Origin of the sequence: Methylophilus sp., from assembly GCF_052173275.1 — a bacterium.
In the GTDB taxonomy this organism is placed as follows: domain Bacteria; phylum Pseudomonadota; class Gammaproteobacteria; order Burkholderiales; family Methylophilaceae; genus Methylophilus.
In genome coordinates this window covers 2,954,509-2,977,651 of record NZ_JBQMUL010000002.1, presented here as the reverse complement: position 1 = coordinate 2,977,651, position 23,143 = coordinate 2,954,509, and the positions used below count along the sequence as shown (strand labels likewise).

Sequence of the window (23,143 nt, the reverse complement as noted above, 5' to 3'; positions counted from 1 at the left end):
CCATATGCGAAGAGGCAGTATTTTAATGGAAAACCAGCTTAAAGCCTACATAAATCAATATCATAGCCAGTACAATACGCACCCAGTGCTCGGCAACCCTAGAACTCATGTGGCTGCCAAGGTAGATGCCGGGGATAGAACCTATCAATAATGTACCCAGCAAGGTGTAATCAATTGTGCCCAGAGAGGCATGACCTGCACCTGCCACCAGCGTCAATGGCACCGCATGCGCGATATCACTGCCGACAATAGTGGTGATCTTTTCTTTAGGGTAGAGCATGATGAGCGCGGTTACGCCCAATGCGCCGGCACCTACTGAAGTGAGTGTCACCAGTCCACCCAATATGATTCCGAGCATGACAGTCGCCATGGGAACATAGCGCTCAGGCACCCACTCTCCATTTGAAACTAAAGAATGCAGCTTGTTGCGCAGCAATACGGCGACAGAAGTGACAATCAACGCAATGCCCAGCCAGAACTTAATGGTGGAGACGGCATTGCCAGATTGCAAGTCCATACTCTGCAACGCCCATAATGTGGCCAGGGAAGCAGGTACGCTGCCTAGCGCCAGGCGTTTGACGATACGCCAGTCAATGTTCCCCAGTTTGCCATGTGCAAAAATACCGACGGATTTGGTGATGGATGCATACAACAGGTCTGTTCCGACCGCGACTGCTGGCTTGATGTTGTAAACCAGCAGCAGGATAGGGGTCATTAACGAGCCACCACCAACGCCGGTGAGGCCCACCAAAAAGCCGACAACAAACCCTGCCAGTATGTATCCGAATTCCATGAGGAGTATCTTCTAAACTTTAGTGCGCGAAATGTACCAGATTTTTAATTATTGATTTAATAACCAGTTGTTCTATGATATAGCTTTTGGTTATATTGAGTTGGTAATGAAATTCCATCAATTACGCTATGTACATGAGGTGGTCCGGCAGCAGCTGAACATCTCTTCAGCCTCAGAAGTCCTGCATACCTCCCAGCCCGGGGTCAGCAAACAGATCCAGTTGCTGGAAGAAGAACTCGGCCTGCAGATCTTCCAGCGTAATGGCAAACGCCTGATAGGCGTGACAGAACCTGGCCGCAAGATTGTAGACTTGGCGGCACGCGTGATCCTGGATATGCAGAATATCAAACGCGTTGGCGATGAATATAGCCAGGAAGACAGCGGCGAGCTGACCATAGCAACCACGCATACGCAGGCGCGCTACCGTTTGCCCTCTGCGGTCAAACAGTTCATGGCGCAATACCCCAATGTCAAACTGGCGATACACCAGGGCAACCCGGCGCAAGTCACCGAGCATGTGGCTTCTGGTGAAGCGGATATTGGTATTGCCACCGAGAATATCAGTGATGACGAGCGTTTGTCCTGCCTGTCATGCTACGAGTGGAACCGTTGCCTGGTCGTCCCGCCGCAACATCCCTTGCTGGAAAAGAGCAGACTCACATTAAAAGACCTGGCTGATTACCCGCTCATCACTTATGACTTTGCATTCACCGGCGGTACGCTGGTCTCGAAAGTGTTTCACGATGCAGGCCTGCAACCGAATGTGGTGTTTACCGCGATTGATGCCGACGTGATTAAAACCTATGTCAACCTCGGCCTGGGCATAGGCCTGATCGCCAATATGGCTTATGACGAAACGCGTGACGCGCCGCTCAAAAGCCTGGATTGCAGCCATCTGTTCCCCAACAGTACGACATTTCTAGGCGTCAGACGCGATGCTTTTTTGCGTGACTACATGCTGAACTTTATCACCATGCTGTCGCCGCAATATGACAAACGCACCGTGCAACGGGCGTTTCACCAGGACCTTTAATTCAATACTGTTGATTCAATACTTTGATTCAACGTGTAACCACAGTCACCAATCAGCGTCCGGCTTAGTGCTGTAATAAGCCAGATATTTAGAATAAGGGATTCTTATGCGTCACTGGCTTGCTGGTATGTGTTGTTTGCTGTGGGTAATGTTACCTATGTGCTTGAACGCTGCGCCCCTGAATGATCCCGCCCGTGTGCGCGTGATTGGGCATGGTATGCCGGATGTCGATCTCGATAATGCGATTTATGAAGTGCCGGTCGCCGCCAATGTCAGCTACCAGGATCTGGTGGATAGCTTGAAATCCCTCTCTGAAGGCATGAACTTTGTCAGCCCGGCCAATTTCCCGATCGGCGAACATATGAAGTTACGCGGGCAGGATCCGCAAGGCATCAAGGAAGTCCGCACTTTCTGCAACCTGAGCATGGGCACCGAAATCATCCTCGATCACCCCGAGTTCCTGGTGTTTGCGCCTTGCCGCATCGCTATTTATGAAAAGCCGGATACCAAAGGCAAACGCCACTTGTATTTAGGGCTGGACAGGCCTACGCACGACTTAAAGAATATCAAGCAGCCTACGGCCAGGGCGCAGGCGTCTGCCCAGCAACTGGAAGATGCACTGATCAGCCTGATGGAAAAAGCCAGACGCGGCGATTTTTAAGTATTAAAACGCTTTTAAAGCACATGCTTTTTGGCTGACTGCCTTCCCCTTTTTCAGCCCTTCACCTATACTCAAACCAACCCATTATTTATCCGAGTCCTAGCCATGATAGAACCCATGCTCATCGCCAAAAACAACGAAACCGACAGCGTCATGCTGCCAAGGATGGCTAACCGCCACGGCCTGATAGCCGGTGCCACCGGTACTGGTAAAACCGTGACACTACAAAGCTTGGCCGAACAGTTCTCACGTATCGGTGTACCGGTGTTTATGGCTGATGTCAAAGGTGATTTGTCCGGCATGAGCCAGGTCGGTGGCGGCAATGCCAAAGTCGAAGCACGCGTGCAACAACTGGCGCTGACTGGCTACAGTAATAAAGCCTATCCCACCATGTTCTGGGATATGTTTGGCGAAAAGGGCCATCCGGTACGCACTACCCTGAGCGAAATGGGGCCGTTACTGCTCTCACGTATGCTCAACCTGAATGAGGTGCAAAGCGGTGTGCTGAATGCGATCTTCAAGGTGGCTGACGACAATGGCATGCTGTTGCTCGACCTTAAAGATTTACGTGCCATGGCGCAGCATTGTGCCGAAAATGCAGCGACTTACCAGACGCAATACGGCAATATTTCAACTGCCAGCGTGGGTGCGATCCAGCGGTCATTGCTGCAACTGGAAACCGAAGGTGGCGATGCCTTGTTCGGAGAGCCAGCGCTCAACCTGGAAGACATGATGCAGACCGATGCCAAAGGTTTGGGTTATATCAATATCCTGGCGGCGGATAAATTGCTGAATGCGCCACGTGTGTATGCCACGTTATTGCTGTGGCTATTATCCGAATTATTCGAAAAGTTACCTGAAGTCGGTGATCTGGAAAAACCAAAACTGGTATTCTTTTTTGATGAGGCGCATTTATTATTTAATGATGCGCCAGCCATGTTGATGCAAAAGATCGAGCAGGTGGTGCGATTGGTGCGTTCCAAAGGCGTAGGTATTTATTTTGTGTCACAAAACCCGCTGGATATCCCGGATGTGGTGCTGGGGCAGCTGGGTAACCGCGTGCAGCATGCCTTGCGCGCATTCACGCCGCGTGACCAGAAAGCGGTACAGGTCGCCGCACAAACCTTCAGGGCAAATCCCACATTGAATGTAGCAACCGTGATCACCGAGCTAGGCGTAGGCGAAGCGCTGGTCTCGTTTCTGGATGAAAAGGGCGCGCCTACACCTGTCGAACGCACTTTTATCTGCCCACCGGAAAGCCGGGTTGGCCCGGCGACCGATGCCGAGCGCAAGCAGGTGATGGCGCAATCACTGGTGGCGGGTGTGTATGACAAGCTAGTAGACAGGGAATCTGCCTACGAAATATTGAAACAGCGTGCGGAACAGGCGACGGCCGCTGCTACCCAGGAAAAAACACCGGAACAGGAATCTTCCTCCGGATTCGACCTTGGTGGCATCCTCAGTGGCAAATCGAGCCGTTCGGATTCTGTGCTGGAGTCGGCCGCTAAATCAGCGGCACGCGCGATAGGCTCGCAGCTCGGACGTGCCATTATCCGTGGCGTGCTGGGGTCGATTCTCGGGGGCAGCAAGTCTAAGCGCTAATCAACATATCAGTCAAATCAACCGGATACTGGAAAACGCATGTTAAGTGATATCGAAATTGCACAAGCAGCGACACTGCGGCCTATACACGATATCGCGCAACGACTAGGCCTTGCCGCCTCTGACCTGCATGTTTACGGCCAGCACATGGCTAAATTGACGCAGGCCACAGTCAATCGCCTGCATGCGCAACCAGCCCGTGCCAAATTGATCCTGGTCACCGCCATTAACCCTACACCCGCAGGCGAAGGCAAAACCACCACCACAGTAGGATTAACCGATGCCTTGAACCTGGCTGGCTACCAAGCATTGGCCTGTTTGCGCGAACCTTCACTGGGGCCGGTGTTCGGTATGAAAGGCGGCGCAACCGGCGGTGGTTATGCGCAGGTGGTGCCCATGGAAAACATCAACCTGCATTTCACCGGCGATTTTCACGCCATCAGCGCGGCCAATAACCTGCTCGCAGCCCTGGTGGATAACCATATTTATCATGGCAACGCGTTGCAGTTTGACCAGGTCAGCTGGCGCCGTTGTATGGATATGAATGACAGGGCGCTGCGCGGAATCACGATTAATCAGCCGACTTCTTATGACACCGGTTTTGATATCACTGTCGCCAGTGAAGTGATGGCGATTTTCTGCCTGGCGACTGATCTGGCGGATTTAACGCTGCGCCTAGGAAGGGTGCAGGTGGGTACCTCGCTGAAGGGTACGCCGATTCTGGCCAGTGATTTACAGGCCGAAGGCGCGATGACCGCTTTGTTGAAAGATGCTTTTCAGCCTAATCTGGTGCAAACGCTGGAAGGTTCACCGGCGCTGCTGCATGGCGGCCCGTTCGCCAATATCGCACATGGCTGCAACAGCCTGGTCGCCACCCAGACGGCTTTGCGCCTGGCAGATTATGTGGTGACCGAAGCTGGTTTTGGCGCAGACCTCGGTGCTGAAAAATTCATGGATATCAAATGTCGCCAATCCGGCCTGCGGCCGGATATGGCAGTGGTGGTCGCTACTGTGCGCGCACTGAAATATCACGGTGGCGTAGAGGTAGCCGATCTCAACAGCGAGAATCTGCCGGCATTGTCAGTCGGTATCGCCAACCTGAAAAAACATGTGGATAACATGCGCCAGCATTTTGGCTTGCCAGTACTGGTGGCACTTAACCACTTTACGCAAGACACAGAAGCTGAAGTTGCGCTGGTACGCTCCGCAGTTGAGTCGTGGGGTGCCAGCATGCATGTCTGCCAGCATTGGGCGCAGGGCGGGCAAGGCGCGCTGGCGTTAGCGCATGCCGTTGCGACGCTGGCGCAACAATCGGCAACGCCTGGCTTGCTTTATGAAGATCAGCTGTCGCTGGTTGAAAAACTCACAACGATTGCGCAATCGCTGTATGGCGCCGATGCCGTGATACTGAGTGACTTGGCACAGCAACAATTAGTGCAAATAGCTGAAGCGAGCCAGGGCCTGCCGGTCTGTATTGCCAAAACGCAGTATTCGCTGTCCGGTGATGCCAAGCTGCGCAACGTGCCACAAGGTCATACTCTGCATGTGCGTGAGTTGCGTCTTTCACGTGGTGCCGGGTTTGTCGTTGCCATCTGCGGTGACATCATGACCATGCCAGGCTTACCGAAACAGCCTGCCAGCGGGCGTATATCCGTAGACGATAGCGGCCGTATTCTTGGCCTTTCCTAAGGCTATTTTTCCTATGAATAGTCTGATATTATAACTTTTGTTATAACGTTAATGTTTACAGGAGCGCAGCATGCATTCTCTCAAACTGACCCAAATCGGTAATTCTGTTGGTGTGATCTTGCCCAAGGAAGTTCTCGCCAGACTCAAGCTGGAAAAAGGCGATACCGTGTACCTGACGGATGCACCAGGTGCTGTGACGATCACGCCGCATGACCCGGCTTTTGAGGCACAACTGGAAGCGGGGCGCGAGTTTATGCGCGAATACCGCGATACATTCAATGCTTTGGCCAAATGAGTAATGCAATATGGCTAGCTGGATATGGATAGATAAAAATGCATTGTTACGCTTGCACGATGAAAGCTTGAGTCTACATGGGGGAGCTGCAGGTATCCGCAATGAAGGCCTGCTTGATTCCGCGCTGGCACGCCCTTTGAATTTGGCTTTATATGAACAGCCTGATGTGGCAGCCTTGGCTGCTTCTTATGGTTGTGGTTTGGCCAAAAACCATCCATTTGTAGATGGCAATAAGCGTGCAGCATTTCTTTCGGTAGGTTTATTTTTATTCCTGAACAATTATCGATTGACTGCGACACAAGTGGACGCGACCCTGACCATACTTGCTGTGGCAGCGGGTGAAATTGATGAAACTGGTTTTGCCGCATGGATACGTCAGTATTTGGTGAAACGTACATAAGGTATCTGGAAATCTTTAGCGATGCTGACCTTCCAACACATCGGCCAGGCCGACCAAACCATTAATAAATCACGCTTTATTGCCCGTGCTGGCCGCTGTGAAAACGAGCGCGAGCTGGCATTGTTTTTACGCCAGTTTGCCAGCGAACATCAAAGTGCAGGTCACCTGGCCTATGCTTTTCGCATGAAAACGGCAGAAGGCATCGTGGCGCGCTTTTCTGATGCGGGTGAGCCTGCCGGCACTGCGGGTAAACCGATACAGCAAATGCTGGATGGGCAGAATTACGTGAATTGCTGTGTGGCGGTGATACGCTATTACGGTGGTATCAACCTTGGCACGGGCGGCCTGGTACGTGCTTATGGCGGCACCGCCAAGCTGGCGATGGAGCAGGCAGGCAGCATCCCTTTTGTTGAGATGGTGCACCTGAAGATTTCAACGACTTACAAACGTGTCGATGAACTGACCCGCGAAGTGCAGAGATTGCATGGCGAGGTGCTGGACAAGCAGTTCGACGAAGCCGTACATTTTCTGCTGAAATTGCCCATTGATGCGGCAAAACATTTACAGTCCAAATATTAGCTACTTATGATGAAAGCCCGGAGTCTGTTGTGACCCAATCGCAAAAATTCGATATTGCTACCTATGTTTTAATGGCTGTATTAATGTGGCTGGTATTGAAAGTACAGCTGCTGCCAGCGCTGCTGGCGGGCTTGCTGGTCTACGAGCTGATCCATGTCATTGCGCCATTGATCGCGCGCCGCTTGCCGGGTAAATATGCCAAGTGGCTGGCGGTGGTGTTGCTGGCAACCCTGGTGATAGGCTTATTGGTCGCCATCGGCATGAGTATTATCACCCTGATCCGCAGTGACACCGGCGGGCTGACCATGTTGTTTGACCAGCTAGCCAAAATCATTGAGGATTCACGCCAGGTATTACCCGTATGGCTCAATGACAGACTGCCGGATGATGCGATCACTTTACAGCACACCGTTATCGAATGGCTACGTGCGCACTCTGCCGACTGGCAATTGCTGGGTAAAGAGGCCGGACATCACCTGGCGCATATTCTGATCGGCATGGTGATTGGTGCCATGGTGGCTTTGCATGACGTACAGACCAAAACCAATCAGCGTCCATTCGCACAGAGCTTGTTACAGCGCATCACGCTGTTTGCGCAGGCGTTTAAAAACATCATCTTTGCCCAGATCAAAATCTCAGCAGTCAATGCCAGCCTGACAGCGGTATACCTGGCGATGATATTGCCAATGTGCGGCGTACATCTGCCGTTCACCAAAACCATGATTTTGATTACTTTCCTGGTCGGTTTGCTGCCAGTGGTCGGGAACCTGATCTCCAATACCGTGATTGTGATCGTCAGTATCAGTCATTCATTTATCGTGGCGATCGGGTCACTGCTTTTCCTGATTGTGATTCACAAGCTGGAGTACTTTTTAAATGCACGCATCGTTGGTAGCCAGATCCGCGCGCATGCCTGGGAGTTGCTGGTGGCTATGCTGCTGATGGAAGCCACGTTTGGCTTGCCAGGCATCGTGGCGGCGCCGATTTACTACGCCTATATTAAAAGTGAGTGCCGCGAGCGCGGCTGGGTTTAGGAATACAAAGAGTGTTAATCAATAAAGCCCGCAATTGCGGGCTTTATTGATGGAGAAGCTTGGGTATTACTTTAGCTTATACAAACGGTTCTCCAGGGTTTTACCGCCACTGATCTTATCTATCTGGTCACCACTCACCAGGCTGAGTTGCGCTACCCTGTCATCCGGGTGCGGATGGGTCTGGAACAGCAAGGCCACGCTGCCATCATTATTGCTCATGGTTTCCATATCCTGCAGGACTTCCGCCAGGCCGTAGGCTTCATACCCGGCGCGTGCCGCCAGCACCGTGCCCATGCTGTCGGCTTCATACTCGGCGCTTTTATCCAGATTGCGGGCGCTGATTTCAGCACCGGTAGTCACGGCACGTTGCGTGATTTTATTTTTGCTGATCTTTTCTTTTAAAAATGAAGTGCCCGCATCCATCAGTGCCTGTTTTTGCATCACCTTGAGGTGGTGCCTTTGCACGATATGTGCGATTTCATGCCCTAACACACCGGCCAGTTGCGCCTCACTGGTAAGCCGCTGATAAAGGCCTTTGGTGATCAGAACATAGCCGCCTGGCGCAGCGAACGCATTCACGTCGCTGCTATCGATGACGCCAAAGTGCCAGGGCAGGCTGGTGCGCTCGGACTGGCTGGCGACCCAGCGCCCGACTTTATTGACGTATGCCTGCAACTTGGCGTCATTGACCAGCGGCGCCGCACCGAGAATAGTCCCTGTCACATTGCGGCCAACGGCGATTTCATCTTCCTGACTGGGGTTTTTCCAGTTTATATTGGCTAATTTATCCTGGGCAGAGGCATTCTGGTTATCGGTTGTTGCTGCTGTCTGCTCAGTTTTGCTATTGCCACCAAGCTGCTCATTCACCGCGTCCTTTAATACGCCTTTCAGGTCTAAGGCGACGGCAGTACCAGCTATCATGCTGCTGCATAATGCCAGCATGACGGCCTGTTTTAATAGCGTCTTGTTTAATGATTGATGTTTCATTGCGGGTTACCTCCCTGGAAGTAAGGATATTGGCGACTGCTCAGGCCACCACCAGAGGCGAATTGCTTCGCTTCATCCGCACTCACTGTGTAGCTTTCCAGTTTTTTGGTCTCTGCTTCATTGAATTGTGCTGTTTTCAGATCCTCGGCGCTGAGTCCGCGTATGCCAGTGGTCGATACCACTTTGCCAGTGCCGCTGCGGCCAGTCGCAACGCCGACCACACCAGCCACATTATTGCCACTCGCGGTATTGCGTTTGACGGTCAATAAACGCACCCAGCCGCTCTTGCCTGCGGATTTGATCTGCAGCCATGCGCCTTTTTTACTCAAAATATCCACAGCATCGTTTTTACTCACATTGCCGACTACTTTGGCGTCGTTAAATGCATCGGCGCGCAGTTGGTCGGGTTTTAATACCACGCCGGTGTCTGCCGCAAATACGCTGCTGCAACACCAGGCAGCCAGCAGCGTGATGAGTCTTTTCTTTAGCATGTTTCTTTTTATCATCTAGGTGTCTCAACTTTCTCCGTGGTTGATAAATGGTCCTGCTCAAGCTGGATCATGGCTTGTGCAAACAGGAGCCGCCATTGCGCCGCCAGCTGGTCGGCACGGTTGACGATATTGCCCTGGTGCATGCCATAACGAATGGTCGGCTGATTTGGTAGACCCAGCTTGTTCAGTAATGAAGGTAATTGTGCTGCCAGTTGTTGCGCATCCTGGCTGGCGGCTTCGCGATAAGCGGTTTCCGGCTTGTATTGCCAGCTGACGATGACCAGGTCACCAAACAAGCCCCAGATGCCACTTTGCGTACCCAGCAGGATATCGCTCTGGTTGGGTGCGCGGCAGGCGAATTCGATCTCTTTGCGTACCAGTTTCATCACGGCATCACCCAGGGTTTCCGGGCTTTCGATCACGATAGGCATCAGCAGCACTTCCAGCGCTTCACTATTGGAGGTCAGCCCAAATGCCAGCCAGCGTTGCAAGGCGCGGTCGGTGGCCAGTGCGTAAATTTTGGCGATACCAAAATAAGCTACCGCCCAAATAATGGGTGCGGCAAGATCGAGATAGGTATGGATCAAGTTGATGGCCAGGTAGGACAATACCAGCAGGCCGATCTGGCTGCCGGTGAAGATACCGTTGAAACGGTCACGGTCTACCTTGAAATAAAACGCCAGTGTGGTCAGCCACACCAGTAACAGGCTCAGCAGAATATAAGGCAGCTTGCCGCGCCAGACTTTCAGGTAATCCTGGTGCAGGGTGTTATCCAGCGCTGTTGCCAGAATCTCCACCCCGGGGAATTGCTTATCCATGGCGGTAGGTTTGATATCAAACAGTGCCGGCGCGGTGGAGCCTATGATGACGATCTTGTCCTTGAATTCATCCTGCGGACGTTTGGGCTGTGAGCTGGCGCTATCGGTATACACGTCGCTGAAAGAAACATAGTGATAGGTAAACGGTTTGCCACGCCAGTTCAGCAGCATGTCATCCGGCGTATTGCCCGTTTCAAACTTCAGGGTGTCGGCCACCAGCAAGGGCAGGGCAGGCACAGTCCAGCCTCTGTCGTGATGGCGCATACGGTATTGGCGGACTACGCCATCATTGTCGGGGTAAACATTATGTGTACCCATGCGCTGCGTTTTCCAGGCGCCTTTGAAATAGGGCGGGATAGCGGCAAACGTCGCCTGCGGGTCTGCATCCGGGTTATGCGCTAAACCGGGGATTTGAGCGTAAGTGAGCTGGCTTTTGCTATCCTGGCTGGCATCTAGCCGTAGCAAGGGAAAAAAGCAGTTTTCACAAGCGGTAATGACATCATTGAAATAACTGTCACTATCCGGGTTATACACATCCGCATCCGAGAACACGATATCAAAGATAATCGCTTTCGGTTGCTGGCGCTGGATATTTTCCACCAGTTCGCCTATCACCTGGCGTGGCCACGGCCAGCGGCCATACTCCTTGGACATGGCTTCCAGGCTGGCTTCATTGATATCGATGATCACAATGGCAGGGTCGGCCGCCGGTTTGAATATCCGGTTTTTTACCATCAAGTCAAACGCCTTGTCGCGCATGTTCTGGCCAACATGGAACACCCCGGCATCCAGCAGGATCACCACGCTGAACAGCAGCGCCAGATAAAGGTAAAAGTTATTTTTAAGCCTGCGGGTCAGGCTGGCCAGCCAGAAACCCAACATGAGTTTTAGTTTTAGCATATCGCTCCCTTGTGATGGCGGGTGTCGCCAGGGTGGGGGTTGGAATTATTTTAATGAGTCCGGCGCACACTGACCCAAACGGGCCATTGAGCGCCATGCGTAATAGTCCTATTCTAGCAACATCACAAATGCGCAGGGCCGTTTATGAGTGTAAATCTGAAAATCGTATTTTTTGGATTGATGCTACTCATGATCATCAGCATGATGGATGCCTTTGTGTGATTGTGTCGTGTTTTCAAGTTTAAAGTCATTTATAACCCCGTCTCTACGGGGTTTTTTCTTTTCTGGTGCAGGTGCTGCCGATACCTGATTTCCAACCAGCCTATAGTCTTACCAGTCACACAACGTTCACACGAGTGCAACCTTTCTGCCACACATGTTTTTAACAATACCACAGGTAAATGCGCTGGCCTTAACGCTGGCGTACAGGTTAATCACATACAACAGGGAGAACAACACATGAAGCTAAACTCTTGGGCGATGACTGGCATGCTGATAATGGCAGCACTGTCACCTGCGACACAGGCGGCCGAACTGATTCAAAACGGTGGTTTTGAAGCGCACGGTGCAGACAATTACGATATCACCGGCTGGCAATCAGCTGAACAAGGTTTTTTTGGCAGCGTACTGGCGCAGTCCGGCACCACGACTGAAGTGACTGGCAACACCACTGTGGGTGCTTATCAGGGTAATTACTATGGCTTGCTGGATAACTACGGTTTGTCCGGTAATGCTTTATTCCAAAGCTTCAGCACCGGCGCGGTTTCTTCAGCGATTTTAAGTTTCCAGATGTTTGTGAATAACCAGAACGCCAGCAGCCATGTGGATACGGCAGGCCTGGATTACAGCGTGGACGCGACTGATAACCCGAACCAGCATGTGCGTGTGGATGTACTGAGAGCAGGCAGCGATCCGTTTTCAACCAGTAGTGCCGATGTGTTGCAAAGCCTGTACCTGGGCGGCGCGAATGGTGTGCTGAGTGCCAACAACTATATCAATTACCAGTTTGATCTCACTTCCAGCCTGGCGGCCGGTGGTAACTACGTGTTGCGTTTCGCTACTGTAGCTAACCAGAGTTCATTACAACTGGGCGTAGATAACGTCAGCATCAACGCGATCTCTGCAGTACCGGAAGCGGATTCAGCGGCTATGTTGCTGGCTGGCCTGGGTTTGATGGCCGCTGTAGTGCGCCGCCGTCACAATGCCTGAATTAAAAATACGATAAAATCTAGATAATTAAAGGAAAACATCATGGACTTTTTAAACTTGAAACGCACGGCCCTGGTTGCCATGCTGCTGGGCTCACAATTCGCACTGTCTAACGTGGCACAGGCTGAAGATGCTCAGTTCTGGCTGAATGACGGTGCTGCCAGCCTGAATGACAGCAAAAAACTGGTACCGAATGCTAAAAAAGCCAAAAATATCATCCTGTTCGTCGGCGATGGCATGGGTATCTCCACCGTGACTGGCGCACGTATTTTTGAAGGCCAGTTAAAAGGCATTGATGGCGAGCGTAACAAGCTGTCATTTGAAGAATTCCCTTACGTCGCTTTATCAAAAACCTACTCTACCAACCAGCAGACTTCTGACTCTGCACCGACCATGACCGCAATCATCTCTGGTGTAAAAACCAATGATGGCATTATCTCGCTGAACCAGTCTGTGCCAAGAAACGAAGCGAATCCAGCGGTGATTAATGCGAATAAAGTGACTACCCTGCTTGAACAAGCTGAGACAGCAGGTAAATCTACTGGCGTGGTATCCACTGCACGTATCACACACGCTACACCGGCTGCGACTTACGCGCATACTTCCAACCGTGACTGGGAAGGTAACGCAAACCTGTCCGCCGCTGCCGCTGCCAATGGTGTAAAAGACATTGCTGCACAGCTGATCGACAACTTTGGCAATGGCAAGATCGGTGATGGTATTGACGTGGTATTTGGTGGTGGCCGTAGCTACTTCCTGCCAAACACAGTGACTGATATCGAAGGCACTAAAGGCCGTCGTACCGATGGCCGTAATCTGGCGCAAGAGTATGTCAGCAAATTTGGTGGTGTGTATATTCAGGACCAGAACGCATTCAATGCATTGAACCCGGTGACGACTAATAAAGTCATTGGCCTGTTCAATCCATCCCATATGGAATTTGAGCAAGACCGTGCTAACGATATCGCCGGCGAGCCTTCCTTGGCTGACATGACCGGTAAAGCGATTGATATCCTGAAGAAAAACCAGAATGGTTATTTCCTGATGGTTGAAGGTGGCCGTATCGATCATGCCTCTCACGCAGGTAACGCTTACCGTACTTTCAAGGATGCGGTGGCATTGTCTGACGCAGTGCGTGAAGCTGCCAGCAAGGTGAATCTGAACGAAACGCTGATCATCGTAACGGCTGACCATAGCCACACATTGACGATCGGCGGTTACCCAAAACGTGGCAACCCTATCCTCGGTAAAGTGGTTGAGCCAGGCAAAACAGCGCCAACGCTGGCTGCTGATGGCAAACCTTACACGACCGTGAGTTTTGCTAACGGCCCTGGCTACCATACGAACTCTCCAGGCGAAGCTGTTTACAATGAATCGATCGCTGCTGGCCGTGTGGTTGATATGTCAGGTGTGGATACCGAAGATCCTGATTTCCACCAGGAAGCATTGGTGCCATTGAGCTCTGAAACCCACGCTGGTGAAGAAGTGGCGATTTACGCGATTGGTCCTAAATCTTACCTGGTACATGGCGTGCAAGAGCAAAGCTATATCTACCAAGTGATGAAAGATGCTTTCGGTTATTAATTGAGAGACATGATTAATTAGTCGTAATACAGGGCGGCAATCTGTCGCCCTGTACCACTTGATGGAAAGAAATATGAACAAAAATATTCAAACGGTAGGGTTGGCTGCAATGTTTATGCTGGCTGCCACGCCGGGTATGGCAGAAGAAATCGTCAATGCGCGCTTTGAAACGACACAGTGTGCAACGCCTTGCACCGAGGCTTCGGCCAAGCGCTTACAGTGGTGGTTAATGCGTGAAGATGACCAGGTGGAGATCCGCCACCTGTATCAGAATGGCCAACCAGCCCACAACAGCAGCTTGTGGATGAAAAAGCCTGCGGGGCAGTATAACTACAGTTATTTGATGCATGAAGATGGCCGCGCGATTGATTACTCAGATGTGGACCTGAAACTGCTGGCGATTAAAACCGATACCCAGGTCTGGCAGGTGAAATCACAACTGGTGGCCGATGAAGAGCTGGCAAAGCTGAAAAAAGTGCCGGCGGATCATCAAAAGCAATATGGCCAGGAGGTAGAAAAATACGTCGGTGAACTGGGTAATGGTGTACGCACAGAAGTCTTGTGGATGCCAGCGCTGAAATTACCTTATTCAGTGCAATACAAATACCCCGAGCATACCGTGACTATCCAGATGCAGGCCTTGCAAACCGGCACGCTTGCTGCCACCGATGCGGCAGTCCCGCCTAAAGCCAGCCTGACCACGCTGACTAATTACCAGCATGTGGATTATGCTGACCTCGGCGATATGGAACATAACCCTTCAGAAATGCAGTGGCTCGCCCGTGCCCAGGGTGCGCCTGGCTTGCAGGCGCACAGTCATTAAGCTTCGCCTGGCTTGCAGGCGCATAGTCATTAAGCTTCGCCTGGCTTGCAGGCGCAGAATCATTAATTATCGCCTCTCTGTAGGATGGATCAGTCGCCATTCCCTCGCAGCGTAATTTTCTGCGAGGCGATATGGCGCAACTGTCATCGGCTATAATGCCGTGATGGCACTTCAAATCATTCAATTACTCCTGTTACTGCTGATTATCGGCATGCTGGTGTGGCACTCACGCAAGCAGCAACAGGCTTCCCAACAGGCATTGACGCAATTGCTGTCGCAGCAGCTGGAAGAAAAACATCGCCTGATGATGAGCGAGATGCATCAATCGCTTAATCAGCTGGCGGATCGTTTGCAAAACCAGAATGCCGACCAGCAAGACCGTTTACGGACGCAGCTCTCTCAAGAACTGACTGCAACGCGTGACTCCATGCAGGCGTTACGTGTGACTATGCAGGAATTACAAGTCGCGCAGCGCGACCACCTCACACAAAGCAGTGAACAACTCAGTTTGAGTTTGCGAAATGGCTTGTCAGAGCAGGGCATGTTGCAACAAAACATGCTGAATACCGCATTGCAAACCACCACGCAAAGCCTGATGCAAAGTGTTGAAGCCTTAACCAAGGTGGTGGATTCGCGGCTGGAAGAAATGAGCGGTAAAGTTTCTGAACGCTTGGAAGCCGGCTTCAAGAAAACCAACGAAACTTTCGTGAGCGTCATGGCCCGTCTGGCAACCATCGATGAAGCACAAAAGAAGATTGATGGCCTCAGCGTCAATATGGTGAGTTTGCAGGAGTTGCTGGGCGATAAACGCAGCCGCGGCGCCTTTGGTGAAGTGCAGCTCGAAGGGCTGGTGCGCAATGTATTGCCGAGCAATAGTTTTGCCATGCAGCACACTTTCAGTAATGGCGCGCGCGTGGATTGCGCGTTGTTCTTACCTGAGCCTACCGGTACTGTGGCAGTCGACAGTAAATTCCCGCTGGAAAACTATCACCGTATGTATGACAGCAGCCTAGGTGAGTTGGTACAGGCGCAGGCTGGCAAACAGTTTAAGGCCGATGTCAGAAAGCATATCGACGATATCAGCCAAAAATACATCATCGCCAATGAGACCTCGGATGGTGCCGTGATGTTTATTCCTGCCGAAGCGGTGTTTGCCGAGATTCATGCCTATCACAGCGAAGTGGTGGATTATGCGATGCGAAAACACGTGTGGCTGGTATCGCCGACCACACTGATGGCGGTGCTCAACACCGCACGTGCCGTGCTCAAAGACGTGGAAATGCGCAAGCAGGTGCATATCATCAAAGACGAACTGGGCAAGCTCAGCAAAGACTTTGAACGCTTTGATACGCGTATGAAAAAACTGGCGGATAATATCCGTCAGGCACATGAAAATGCGCAGGACGTACATATCAGCAGCCAGAAGATCTCCAGACGCTTTGCCCAGATCGAGAAAGTCGAACTGGCGCAAGAGGAAGGGCTGGACACCCTGGAACTGCTGGAAGAGCTAGAAGATATAGAGAAGAGCAAGCCGTTATGAAGATCACCATTTTGTATTTCGCACGCATCAAGGAAGTGGTTAATTATTCCTCGGAAGATGTCGTATTGCCTGAAGGCGTAGAAACCATCATTGCGTTAAAGTCATGGTTATCCAATCGTGGCGCCACCTGGCAGAAGCTGTTCAGTGGCTCTGGCGTAGTACGTGCGGCCATCAACCATGAGCTGGTAGATGATATGGCGACCATGGATGATGGCGACGAAGTGGCGTTCTTCCCGCCGGTGACCGGAGGCTAAGCGTGAGCGCGCCTGCCTACCTCAACATATCTGTACAGCCGGAAGATTTTGATACCGGCCTTGAACTGCAACAATTGAGGGCAGCCACGCCACAAGCGGGCGCATTGGTCAATTTTGTCGGGCTGGTGCGGGATATGTCGGCAGATGGCAAACTGGATCAGATGGTCATTGAACACTATCCGGGTATGACAGAAGCCGCTTTGCAGCATATTGCCGAACAGGCCTGCCAGCGCTGGCCCTTGCTGGGTGTGCGTGTCATCCATCGCGTGGGTGCACTTGCCGCGCAAGCGCAAATCGTACTGGTTGCCACCACCAGCCTGCACCGGCAAGCGGCGTTTGAAGCCTGCGCATTTATTATGGATTATTTAAAAACAGAAGCCCCGTTCTGGAAAAAAGAAATTGGCGATTTTGGCGAGCGCTGGGTCGAAGCCCGTGCCTCGGATGAGCATGCCAAACAACAGTGGCAAAAGAACAATAGAAAGTCACCGCAATGATGCAAGTATTAAATCCTGATGAAATGACGGTTTCACACAAACTGTCGCCCATGTCGTTTGAATCCACGCAAGAATTGCTGGATGCCTCTGATTTAAGCCTCACCGACTATGGCTGGAAATTGCAGCCCGAAGCGCAAAAGACCTTGATGATGGGCTTATCGATACAGGAGGGCGGTTGCAATGTGCTGGTGCTGGGCACCCCTGGCTCTGGGCGTGCCAGCCTGAGCATGGCTGCCATGAAAGCAGCGGCAGTGACGGGTATCGATAGCTCGCTGACTGACCTGGTGGCGCTCTATGATTTCAGCCAGCAATCGTGTGCCAATTACATCAAACTCCCGGCCGGGCTGGGTTCGCAGTTGCGAACAGTGATGGATGCCTTTATCAAAACGCTGATGGTAGAAATGTCACAGTGGCTGGATAGCAACGGACAGGTCAATCTTTCGCAGGCAGAAGTCTGGCTGGAAGAGCGTGTAGATAGCCTGCGCGCGCAACTCAGCAGTGCCAAATTGTCACCTTTGTTTAATGTGATCAAGCCGGAAGTGTTGGCCTATCTGCAAGCCTGGCAACAGTTGGGTAGTGAACCTGACGGTAACAACGATGGCCTGGTCAATGAAGGCTTTTTGTCACGTTTCCGCGTTAATTTGCTGGTGGATCAGCGTGCCAATCTAACCGCCGCTGTGAAGCAGCCGGTGGTGGAAGAAAAAGATCCTGGTTTTGCCGCCTTGTTCGGTATGCTGGAAACCGCAGCCGGTGAAGCTGCACAATGGCCCGAGTTTCTGCGCCTGCGCGCCGGCAGTGTACATAGGGCCGATGGCGGCATGTTGTTGCTGCATCTGCGTGACCTGATGCAAGACGAAAATAACGGCGGTGCGTTACTGGAAAAACTGTACCGTTTGATGCGCAATCGCGAAGTACAGATCGAAGACTGGGCCAACCATGCCCAGCAAGGCGCAGGTGGCAATCGCCATGGCGCCTTGCCGGTGCATGTGAAGGTGATCATGATCGCCACGCGTGAAGATTATTATGATTGCCTGGAAGCGCAGCCGGATTTCTTTGACTTTTTCCCGGTCAAGGTCGAGTTTGAAGAGCGCGTCGTCGCTTCGCTGGAAAACTATGCCTGGGTAGCGGGCTATATCGCGCAAAAATGCCAGCAGCACAGCCTGCCGCATTTCAGTGGCGCCGCCGTGAATGAGCTGCTGCATTTTATGCACAGGCTGGAAGAAGATCAGGGCCGTATCAGTATCCGTTTTGCGCATCTCGATCAACTGATGCATGAAAGTGTGGCCGCGGCGGCAGATGCGCGCCTGGTCACTGACGCGCATGTGAAACAAGCGCTCTCAGCCCGTTTGTTACGCCAGCAGTTTTTTGAGACGCAAATCCGTGATTCGATTATCGATAATGAGTTATTGATCCAGGTGCATGGCGATGTCGTTGGCCAGGTTAACGGTTTGACGCATATCGAGCTCGGTGATGCCAGTTTTGGCTCGCCTATCCGTATCACGGCGCGTTGTTACCCTGGCCGCAGTGGCGTGATCAATATCGATCGCGAAGTCGAGATGAGTGGCCCCAGTCATGATAAAGGCATCTATATCTTGCAAAACTGGCTCAGCGCCAGCTTCTGGGCACTGGCACCGTTAAGCCTGAGTGCATCACTGGTGTTTGAGCAGGAGTATAACGGGGTGGAAGGCGACTCTGCTTCTTGTGCCGAGCTGTTTGCACTATTGTCGGCACTAACCGGTTTGCCTATCAAGCAGGGCATAGCCGTGACTGGCGCACTCAACCAGTTTGGCGAAGTCATGCCGATTGGCGGCGTCAATGAAAAGATTGAAGGTTATTTCCGTGTCTGCCAGGCCCTGGGTTTGAATGGCGAGCAGGGCGTGATCATCCCTAAACGCAACCAGCGCCATCTGGTGCTGGATGAAAGTGTGGTCACGGCGGTGAATAATGGCATGTTCAAGATCATTACAATAGACCATGTGCTGGAAGGCATTGCGCACCTCACCGGTAGCGAAGCCGGCGAGCAGGAAGTCGACGGCACTTACAGTGGCAATACATTGATGGCGCGCGCACAAACCGTGCTGGCCAGCTTCAGGAAAACGCTGGAACGCAACCAGGCGCATATGGCTTATGTGCAACCACAGGTAGATAGCAGCAAGCCTTAATCAACACCATGGCCAGAACGCACAATAAAAAACAGGATAAACAATCGCCCGCCGAAAAAGACGATGACGACAGTTGCCGCCTGGATAAATGGTTATGGGCCGCGCGGTTTTTTAAAACACGCAGTCTGGCAGCCGATGCTGTGGATGGCGGCAAGGTGCGTATAGACGGTGACCGCGCCAAAAATGCCAGGGAAATGAAGCCTGGCATGCGCGTGAGCATTAAAAACAAAGATATGCAGTTAGAAGTCGAAGTGCTGGCGCTCAGTAATGTACGGCGGGGTGCGCCGGAAGCCGCATTACTTTACCGGGAAACTGAAGAAAGCCTGCGTATACGCCAACAAGCCCAGGAGAGCGGCGCTGACCATTTTGCAGAGCGTGATCGCGGCGTGGGACGCCCGACCAAGCGGCAGATGCGCGATATCCAGCGCTTTACTGGTCGTGATTAAATATACGTAGCCTAGTTTGGCTTTGGGTACGGCGTCACTGTGCCAGTTTTGGCCACAGCCTGCGCACGGCACGACACATCCAGTTTCTGGAAGATACGTTTCAGGTGGTTTTTAACCGTATTGGCGCTGATATCCAGGATCATGCCTATCTCAAGGTTGGTTTTGCCGCCGCGCACCCAATGCAGGATCTCCTGCTCGCGGTCCGATAAGCCACCTTGCGCCATGCTATCCAGCAACTCTTCGTCTTTTACTATCGGTTTCAGGTGGCCGACGCGACGGATGGCCGCATCCACATGCGGCATGATCATGCCCAGAAACTGGTCCGGCACATGAAATTCGCGGGTGCGATCAAAAAACACATAGATACAATCATTTTTTCCGCGCGTATCGCGCACGCCATACACCAGCAGTGAATGCATTTTCATGAGTTGATGGGTAAAGGCATTGGGAGATTGCGCATGAATGCCGCTGGCATCGAAGCGATTGATGACATACCATTTTTCGTCATTCTCCAGCCAGCGCTTGTGCAGGTTGCACATCAGGTAATTGACAATGGCTGAATCCTGCAGCAAACACTGGGTAGTCACTTCAGGCAGCGAAGAAGACACATCAAAGTGCAACTCACCCGTGCTGAAATTGCCCCATGTCGCCAATAGGGCATCGTGCCGCATGAGCGGATGAATATCCTGTTTTAACCAGTTGAAAAAATCAACATGGCGTTGAATGGCGTATGAATTCTGGATGGCATGCAGAATTCCCTCCCAATGTGTTTGTTTTTTTTGTGCCAGCATGGAGATACCTCAAAGTTATTATGCGCAGGGCAGGCTTCACCCATACACAAGCGTGGTTTCAACTTTGTTTACGGCAGTAGTTGCTGGCTTCTTTAATTGGTGTCAATTCAAAGCATTGACAGTAAGTTGTATGCAAGTTTGATGAGGATCAAGCAGAATGCGTGTTTAAGCCTTGTCCGGCAGCTGCCTGGCAAGACTTGCGTTAAAATGAATGAATGTTTTTTTGTCGTGTCTGAACTTGATAATCGATCGGTAAGCAGGGTAAAGGTATGTTAAACAAGCTTCCTAATGGCGTACGTTATTCCAGCCACAAAGAGTGGCAGCTATTAAAAAAGCTGCCCAAATGGTGGCTGCTTGGCACAGTGGTGTTCGCAAGCCCGATTGCCTATACCTGGTGGCAACAGGGAGATCTGTTGTTGCGGAACATTGAGCGGACCTCGATGTTTCTCGGCTTGCTATTCACATTCTGGTTTTTTATCGGCGCCATGATGATAGGGCTGGTGGTCATTATCATTATGAAAGGGCCAGGTTATGTGGCCGACCCTTATTACCTGCCTAAAGAAGACAAAAGCCTGGAAAATAAAGTGAACAATGATTAGGTTAAGCTGAGTGCAATCGTTGTTGATTACCCGAGGTATCTCTCAACTTTCAAACCCTGTCTGCGCGCGTGTATGTTCAAATCCAACACTAGGTCAGCCGCATTCAAGATAAGTCCTTGATTTACACTGGACTTATAGTCTATAATCGCACGCTTTTCCAACCTTGCCACACCTGATTTCGCATTCGGGGTGGCTGATAACCGTAAGGAGATTACATGCGACACTATGAAATCGTGTTTATTGTTCACCCAGACCAGAGTGAACAAGTGCCTGCAATGATCGAGCGCTACCGTGCTCAAATCACAGGTAATGGCGGCAACATCCATCGTCTGGAAGACTGGGGCCGTCGTCAGCTTGCCTACCCAATTAATAAAGTACACAAAGCCCACTACGTGTTGATGAACATCGAAGTGAGCCAGGAAGTGCTGGAAGAGTTGGAGCACGGCTTCAAATTTAACGATGCTGTATTACGTCACCTGACTACTTCGACTAAAACAGCCGTGACTGCACCAAGCCCAATGATGAAAGAGGAAAAATCCAAAACCATCGTGGGTGATGCACCTGCAGCCGCTGCAGCTACTACTGAGGCAGCCGCTTAATCGTTGTGAATACGCTGGTGATCGCCGCAACGGTACAAACCATTGAACCGTTACGCTACACACCGGCCGGGTTGCCCTTGTTGCGTTTGCAGTTGCAACATGATTCAGAGCAGCAAGAAGCTGGCCTGAATCGCAAAGTGCAGTGTCAGTTACCCGCAGTGTTGATTGGTGAAAAAGCCAGTCTGTCATTGCAAAGCGGCGATCGCATCAAAGCCAAAGGTTTTCTGGCCCAGCGCAGTGCAAAAAGCACACAAGTGGTCATGCATATACAAGAGATACAGCTAATACAGCATACAGAATTGAAGGAGTTATAAATGGCAAGAGATATGTACAAACGCCGCCGTTACTGCCGTTTCAGTGCAGAAGGCATCAAAGAAGTTGATTACAAAGACGTAGATCTGTTGAAAGATTTCGTTTCTGAAAACTTCAAAATCATTCCAGCCCGTATGACTGGTACCAAGGCTAAATACCAACGCCAACTGACAACTGCGGTTAAACGCGCACGTTTCCTGGCGCTGATGCCTTACACAGACAAACACCCAGGTTAATCGGCGGCTTAGGAGAATAACATGCAAGTAATTTTATTAGAAAAAGTAGCAAACCTGGGTGGACTGGGTGATGTGGTTCGTGTGAAAGACGGTTACGGCCGCAACTTCCTGATCCCACAAGGCAAAGCCAAACGTGCAACAGAAGCCAACCAGGCTGAATTTGCTGCCCGTCGCGCTGACCTTGAGAAACAACAGGCTGATTTGCTGGTTGTAGCGCAAACACGTGGCGAAAAACTGGCAGGCTTTGCGTTAACTATCGCGCAAAAAGCCGGTGTTGATGGTCGTTTGTTTGGTTCTGTGACCAACCTGGACATTGCCACTGGTTTGCAAGCGCAAGGTCATGAAGTGAAAAAATCAGATGTACGTTTACCAAACGGCCCGTTGAAAAATATTGGTGAGTTTACTGTAAGCGTTGCACTGCACCATGATGTTGTTGTTGATATCACTGTGACAGTGGTTGCTGAAGCTTAATTTAAGTTTTTAGTAACACTTTAAAAAGGCTACTTCGGTAGCCTTTTTTATTTTGGGAAAGGCGCATCGCCAATCGGGTAGGCTGGGTTGTATTTCTAGCCGATGTATTCCATCAGCTACAGGAGCAGGTTTAAAAATCTTCTTCATGCTAAATGCGATGGTGAGCGTAAAAGTGCGCTCGCAAAGCATGGTATGCGCCTGCTAGACAGGAGGCTTACATACAAAGTAGATACTCCCTACAACACCTCGTTTTTCTGGCGGAGTAGTAACAGCGGTTTCTCAGAGCGTGCTGAGCTTGTGTCATGGCTGTTTTATGGGGTAGTTGACCCCCCTACAGTAGA

General features: G+C 51.4%; 26 protein-coding genes. 21 read left to right on the top strand and 5 right to left on the bottom strand.

Annotated elements, in window-relative coordinates:
* Positions 1-22: 22 nt before the first annotated feature.
* Positions 23-793 carry a sulfite exporter TauE/SafE family protein gene (locus ACTS9Y_RS15430; RefSeq protein ID WP_442586785.1) on the bottom strand — a complete coding sequence of 257 codons (771 nt, stop codon included), beginning with the start codon at positions 791-793 and terminating at the stop codon, positions 23-25.
* 106 nt (positions 794-899) lie between these two features.
* On the opposite strand from ACTS9Y_RS15430, the gene ACTS9Y_RS15425 reads away from it, so the two are divergent.
* From ACTS9Y_RS15425 to ACTS9Y_RS15390, 8 genes are all read left to right on the top strand, one after another.
* Positions 900-1,826 (top strand): CysB family HTH-type transcriptional regulator, encoded by a 927-nt coding sequence (locus ACTS9Y_RS15425; protein WP_442586784.1) that lies wholly within the window; start codon positions 900-902, stop codon positions 1,824-1,826.
* A 157-nt stretch (positions 1,827-1,983) separates the two neighbouring features.
* The gene (locus ACTS9Y_RS15420; RefSeq protein WP_442586972.1) at positions 1,984-2,487 is read left to right on the top strand and encodes a DUF302 domain-containing protein; all 504 of its coding nucleotides are present in this window, start codon (positions 1,984-1,986) and stop codon (positions 2,485-2,487) included.
* Positions 2,488-2,592: 105 nt separating this feature from the next.
* Positions 2,593-4,089, top strand: coding sequence for a helicase HerA-like domain-containing protein (locus ACTS9Y_RS15415; RefSeq protein ID WP_442586783.1), 1,497 nt, complete (start codon positions 2,593-2,595; stop codon positions 4,087-4,089).
* Positions 4,090-4,128: 39 nt separating this feature from the next.
* A complete protein-coding gene (locus tag ACTS9Y_RS15410; RefSeq protein WP_442586782.1) occupies positions 4,129-5,778 on the top strand; it encodes a formate--tetrahydrofolate ligase in 1,650 nt (549 codons plus the stop codon).
* 70 nt (positions 5,779-5,848) lie between these two features.
* Positions 5,849-6,073 carry an AbrB/MazE/SpoVT family DNA-binding domain-containing protein gene (locus ACTS9Y_RS15405; protein WP_442586781.1) on the top strand — a complete coding sequence of 75 codons (225 nt, stop codon included), beginning with the start codon at positions 5,849-5,851 and terminating at the stop codon, positions 6,071-6,073.
* Positions 6,074-6,083: 10 nt separating this feature from the next.
* The gene (locus tag ACTS9Y_RS15400; protein ID WP_442586780.1) at positions 6,084-6,473 is read left to right on the top strand and encodes a type II toxin-antitoxin system death-on-curing family toxin; all 390 of its coding nucleotides are present in this window, start codon (positions 6,084-6,086) and stop codon (positions 6,471-6,473) included.
* Positions 6,474-6,494: 21 nt separating this feature from the next.
* Positions 6,495-7,052 (top strand): IMPACT family protein, encoded by a 558-nt coding sequence (locus tag ACTS9Y_RS15395; RefSeq protein ID WP_442586779.1) that lies wholly within the window; start codon positions 6,495-6,497, stop codon positions 7,050-7,052.
* Between the two features lie 29 nt (positions 7,053-7,081).
* Positions 7,082-8,086: an AI-2E family transporter gene (locus ACTS9Y_RS15390; protein ID WP_442586778.1), complete on the top strand. Its 1,005-nt coding sequence runs from the start codon at positions 7,082-7,084 to the stop codon at positions 8,084-8,086.
* A gap of 66 nt (positions 8,087-8,152) precedes the next feature.
* Here ACTS9Y_RS15390 and ACTS9Y_RS15385 read toward each other — a convergent pair whose 3' ends face one another.
* Genes ACTS9Y_RS15385 through ACTS9Y_RS15375 form a run of 3 tightly spaced genes read right to left on the bottom strand, consistent with a single transcriptional unit; the run spans position 8,153 to position 11,282 of the window.
* Positions 8,153-9,073 (bottom strand): M48 family metalloprotease, encoded by a 921-nt coding sequence (locus ACTS9Y_RS15385; RefSeq protein WP_442586777.1) that lies wholly within the window; start codon positions 9,071-9,073, stop codon positions 8,153-8,155.
* The gene (locus ACTS9Y_RS15380) at positions 9,070-9,564 is read right to left on the bottom strand and encodes an SH3 domain-containing protein (RefSeq protein WP_442586776.1); all 495 of its coding nucleotides are present in this window, start codon (positions 9,562-9,564) and stop codon (positions 9,070-9,072) included. The genes ACTS9Y_RS15385 and ACTS9Y_RS15380 overlap by 4 nt, the downstream gene beginning before the upstream one ends.
* An 11-nt stretch (positions 9,565-9,575) precedes the next feature.
* Positions 9,576-11,282 carry a CHASE2 domain-containing protein gene (locus ACTS9Y_RS15375; protein WP_442586775.1) on the bottom strand — a complete coding sequence of 569 codons (1,707 nt, stop codon included), beginning with the start codon at positions 11,280-11,282 and terminating at the stop codon, positions 9,576-9,578.
* Between the two features lie 459 nt (positions 11,283-11,741).
* Here ACTS9Y_RS15375 and ACTS9Y_RS15370 point away from each other — a divergent pair, with 459 nt between their 5' ends.
* From ACTS9Y_RS15370 to ACTS9Y_RS15335, 8 genes are all read left to right on the top strand, one after another.
* Positions 11,742-12,491, top strand: coding sequence for a PEP-CTERM sorting domain-containing protein (locus ACTS9Y_RS15370; RefSeq protein WP_442586774.1), 750 nt, complete (start codon positions 11,742-11,744; stop codon positions 12,489-12,491).
* 42 nt (positions 12,492-12,533) lie between these two features.
* Complete coding sequence (locus ACTS9Y_RS15365; RefSeq protein ID WP_442586773.1) at positions 12,534-14,075, top strand: alkaline phosphatase; 1,542 nt, start codon at positions 12,534-12,536, stop codon at positions 14,073-14,075.
* Between the two features lie 73 nt (positions 14,076-14,148).
* The gene (locus ACTS9Y_RS15360; protein WP_442586772.1) at positions 14,149-14,898 is read left to right on the top strand and encodes a hypothetical protein; all 750 of its coding nucleotides are present in this window, start codon (positions 14,149-14,151) and stop codon (positions 14,896-14,898) included.
* 163 nt (positions 14,899-15,061) lie between these two features.
* Positions 15,062-16,438, top strand: a complete 1,377-nt coding sequence (gene rmuC / locus ACTS9Y_RS15355) for a DNA recombination protein RmuC (RefSeq protein WP_442586771.1) — start codon at positions 15,062-15,064, stop codon at positions 16,436-16,438.
* Positions 16,435-16,692 carry a molybdopterin converting factor subunit 1 gene (gene moaD / locus ACTS9Y_RS15350; RefSeq protein WP_442586770.1) on the top strand — a complete coding sequence of 86 codons (258 nt, stop codon included), beginning with the start codon at positions 16,435-16,437 and terminating at the stop codon, positions 16,690-16,692. The genes rmuC and moaD overlap by 4 nt, the downstream gene beginning before the upstream one ends.
* Before the next feature lie 2 nt (positions 16,693-16,694).
* Entirely contained in the window at positions 16,695-17,186 is a 492-nt protein-coding gene (locus tag ACTS9Y_RS15345; RefSeq protein ID WP_442586769.1) for a molybdenum cofactor biosynthesis protein MoaE, read from the top strand.
* On the top strand, positions 17,183-19,348 hold the full coding sequence (locus ACTS9Y_RS15340) for a Lon protease family protein (protein WP_442586768.1): 2,166 nt from the start codon (positions 17,183-17,185) through the stop codon (positions 19,346-19,348). The genes ACTS9Y_RS15345 and ACTS9Y_RS15340 overlap by 4 nt, the downstream gene beginning before the upstream one ends.
* A gap of 8 nt (positions 19,349-19,356) precedes the next feature.
* On the top strand, positions 19,357-19,794 hold the full coding sequence (locus tag ACTS9Y_RS15335; RefSeq protein WP_442586767.1) for an RNA-binding S4 domain-containing protein: 438 nt from the start codon (positions 19,357-19,359) through the stop codon (positions 19,792-19,794).
* Between the two features lie 11 nt (positions 19,795-19,805).
* On the opposite strand, the gene epsA is transcribed toward ACTS9Y_RS15335, so the two are convergent.
* Positions 19,806-20,585, bottom strand: a complete 780-nt coding sequence (gene epsA / locus ACTS9Y_RS15330; RefSeq protein ID WP_442586766.1) for an XrtB/PEP-CTERM-associated transcriptional regulator EpsA — start codon at positions 20,583-20,585, stop codon at positions 19,806-19,808.
* 269 nt (positions 20,586-20,854) lie between these two features.
* Between epsA and ACTS9Y_RS15325 the strand changes: the two genes are divergently transcribed.
* From ACTS9Y_RS15325 to rplI, 5 genes are all read left to right on the top strand, one after another.
* On the top strand, positions 20,855-21,184 hold the full coding sequence (locus tag ACTS9Y_RS15325) for a hypothetical protein (RefSeq protein ID WP_442586765.1): 330 nt from the start codon (positions 20,855-20,857) through the stop codon (positions 21,182-21,184).
* 215 nt (positions 21,185-21,399) lie between these two features.
* Entirely contained in the window at positions 21,400-21,783 is a 384-nt protein-coding gene (rpsF, locus tag ACTS9Y_RS15320; protein WP_442586764.1) for a 30S ribosomal protein S6, read from the top strand.
* A 5-nt stretch (positions 21,784-21,788) separates the two neighbouring features.
* Positions 21,789-22,097, top strand: coding sequence for a primosomal replication protein N (priB, locus tag ACTS9Y_RS15315; protein WP_442586763.1), 309 nt, complete (start codon positions 21,789-21,791; stop codon positions 22,095-22,097).
* A complete protein-coding gene (rpsR, locus tag ACTS9Y_RS15310) occupies positions 22,098-22,331 on the top strand; it encodes a 30S ribosomal protein S18 (RefSeq protein ID WP_024929836.1) in 234 nt (77 codons plus the stop codon).
* Between the two features lie 21 nt (positions 22,332-22,352).
* Complete coding sequence (gene rplI, locus ACTS9Y_RS15305) at positions 22,353-22,802, top strand: 50S ribosomal protein L9 (RefSeq protein WP_442586762.1); 450 nt, start codon at positions 22,353-22,355, stop codon at positions 22,800-22,802.
* Positions 22,803-23,143: the final 341 nt, after the last annotated feature.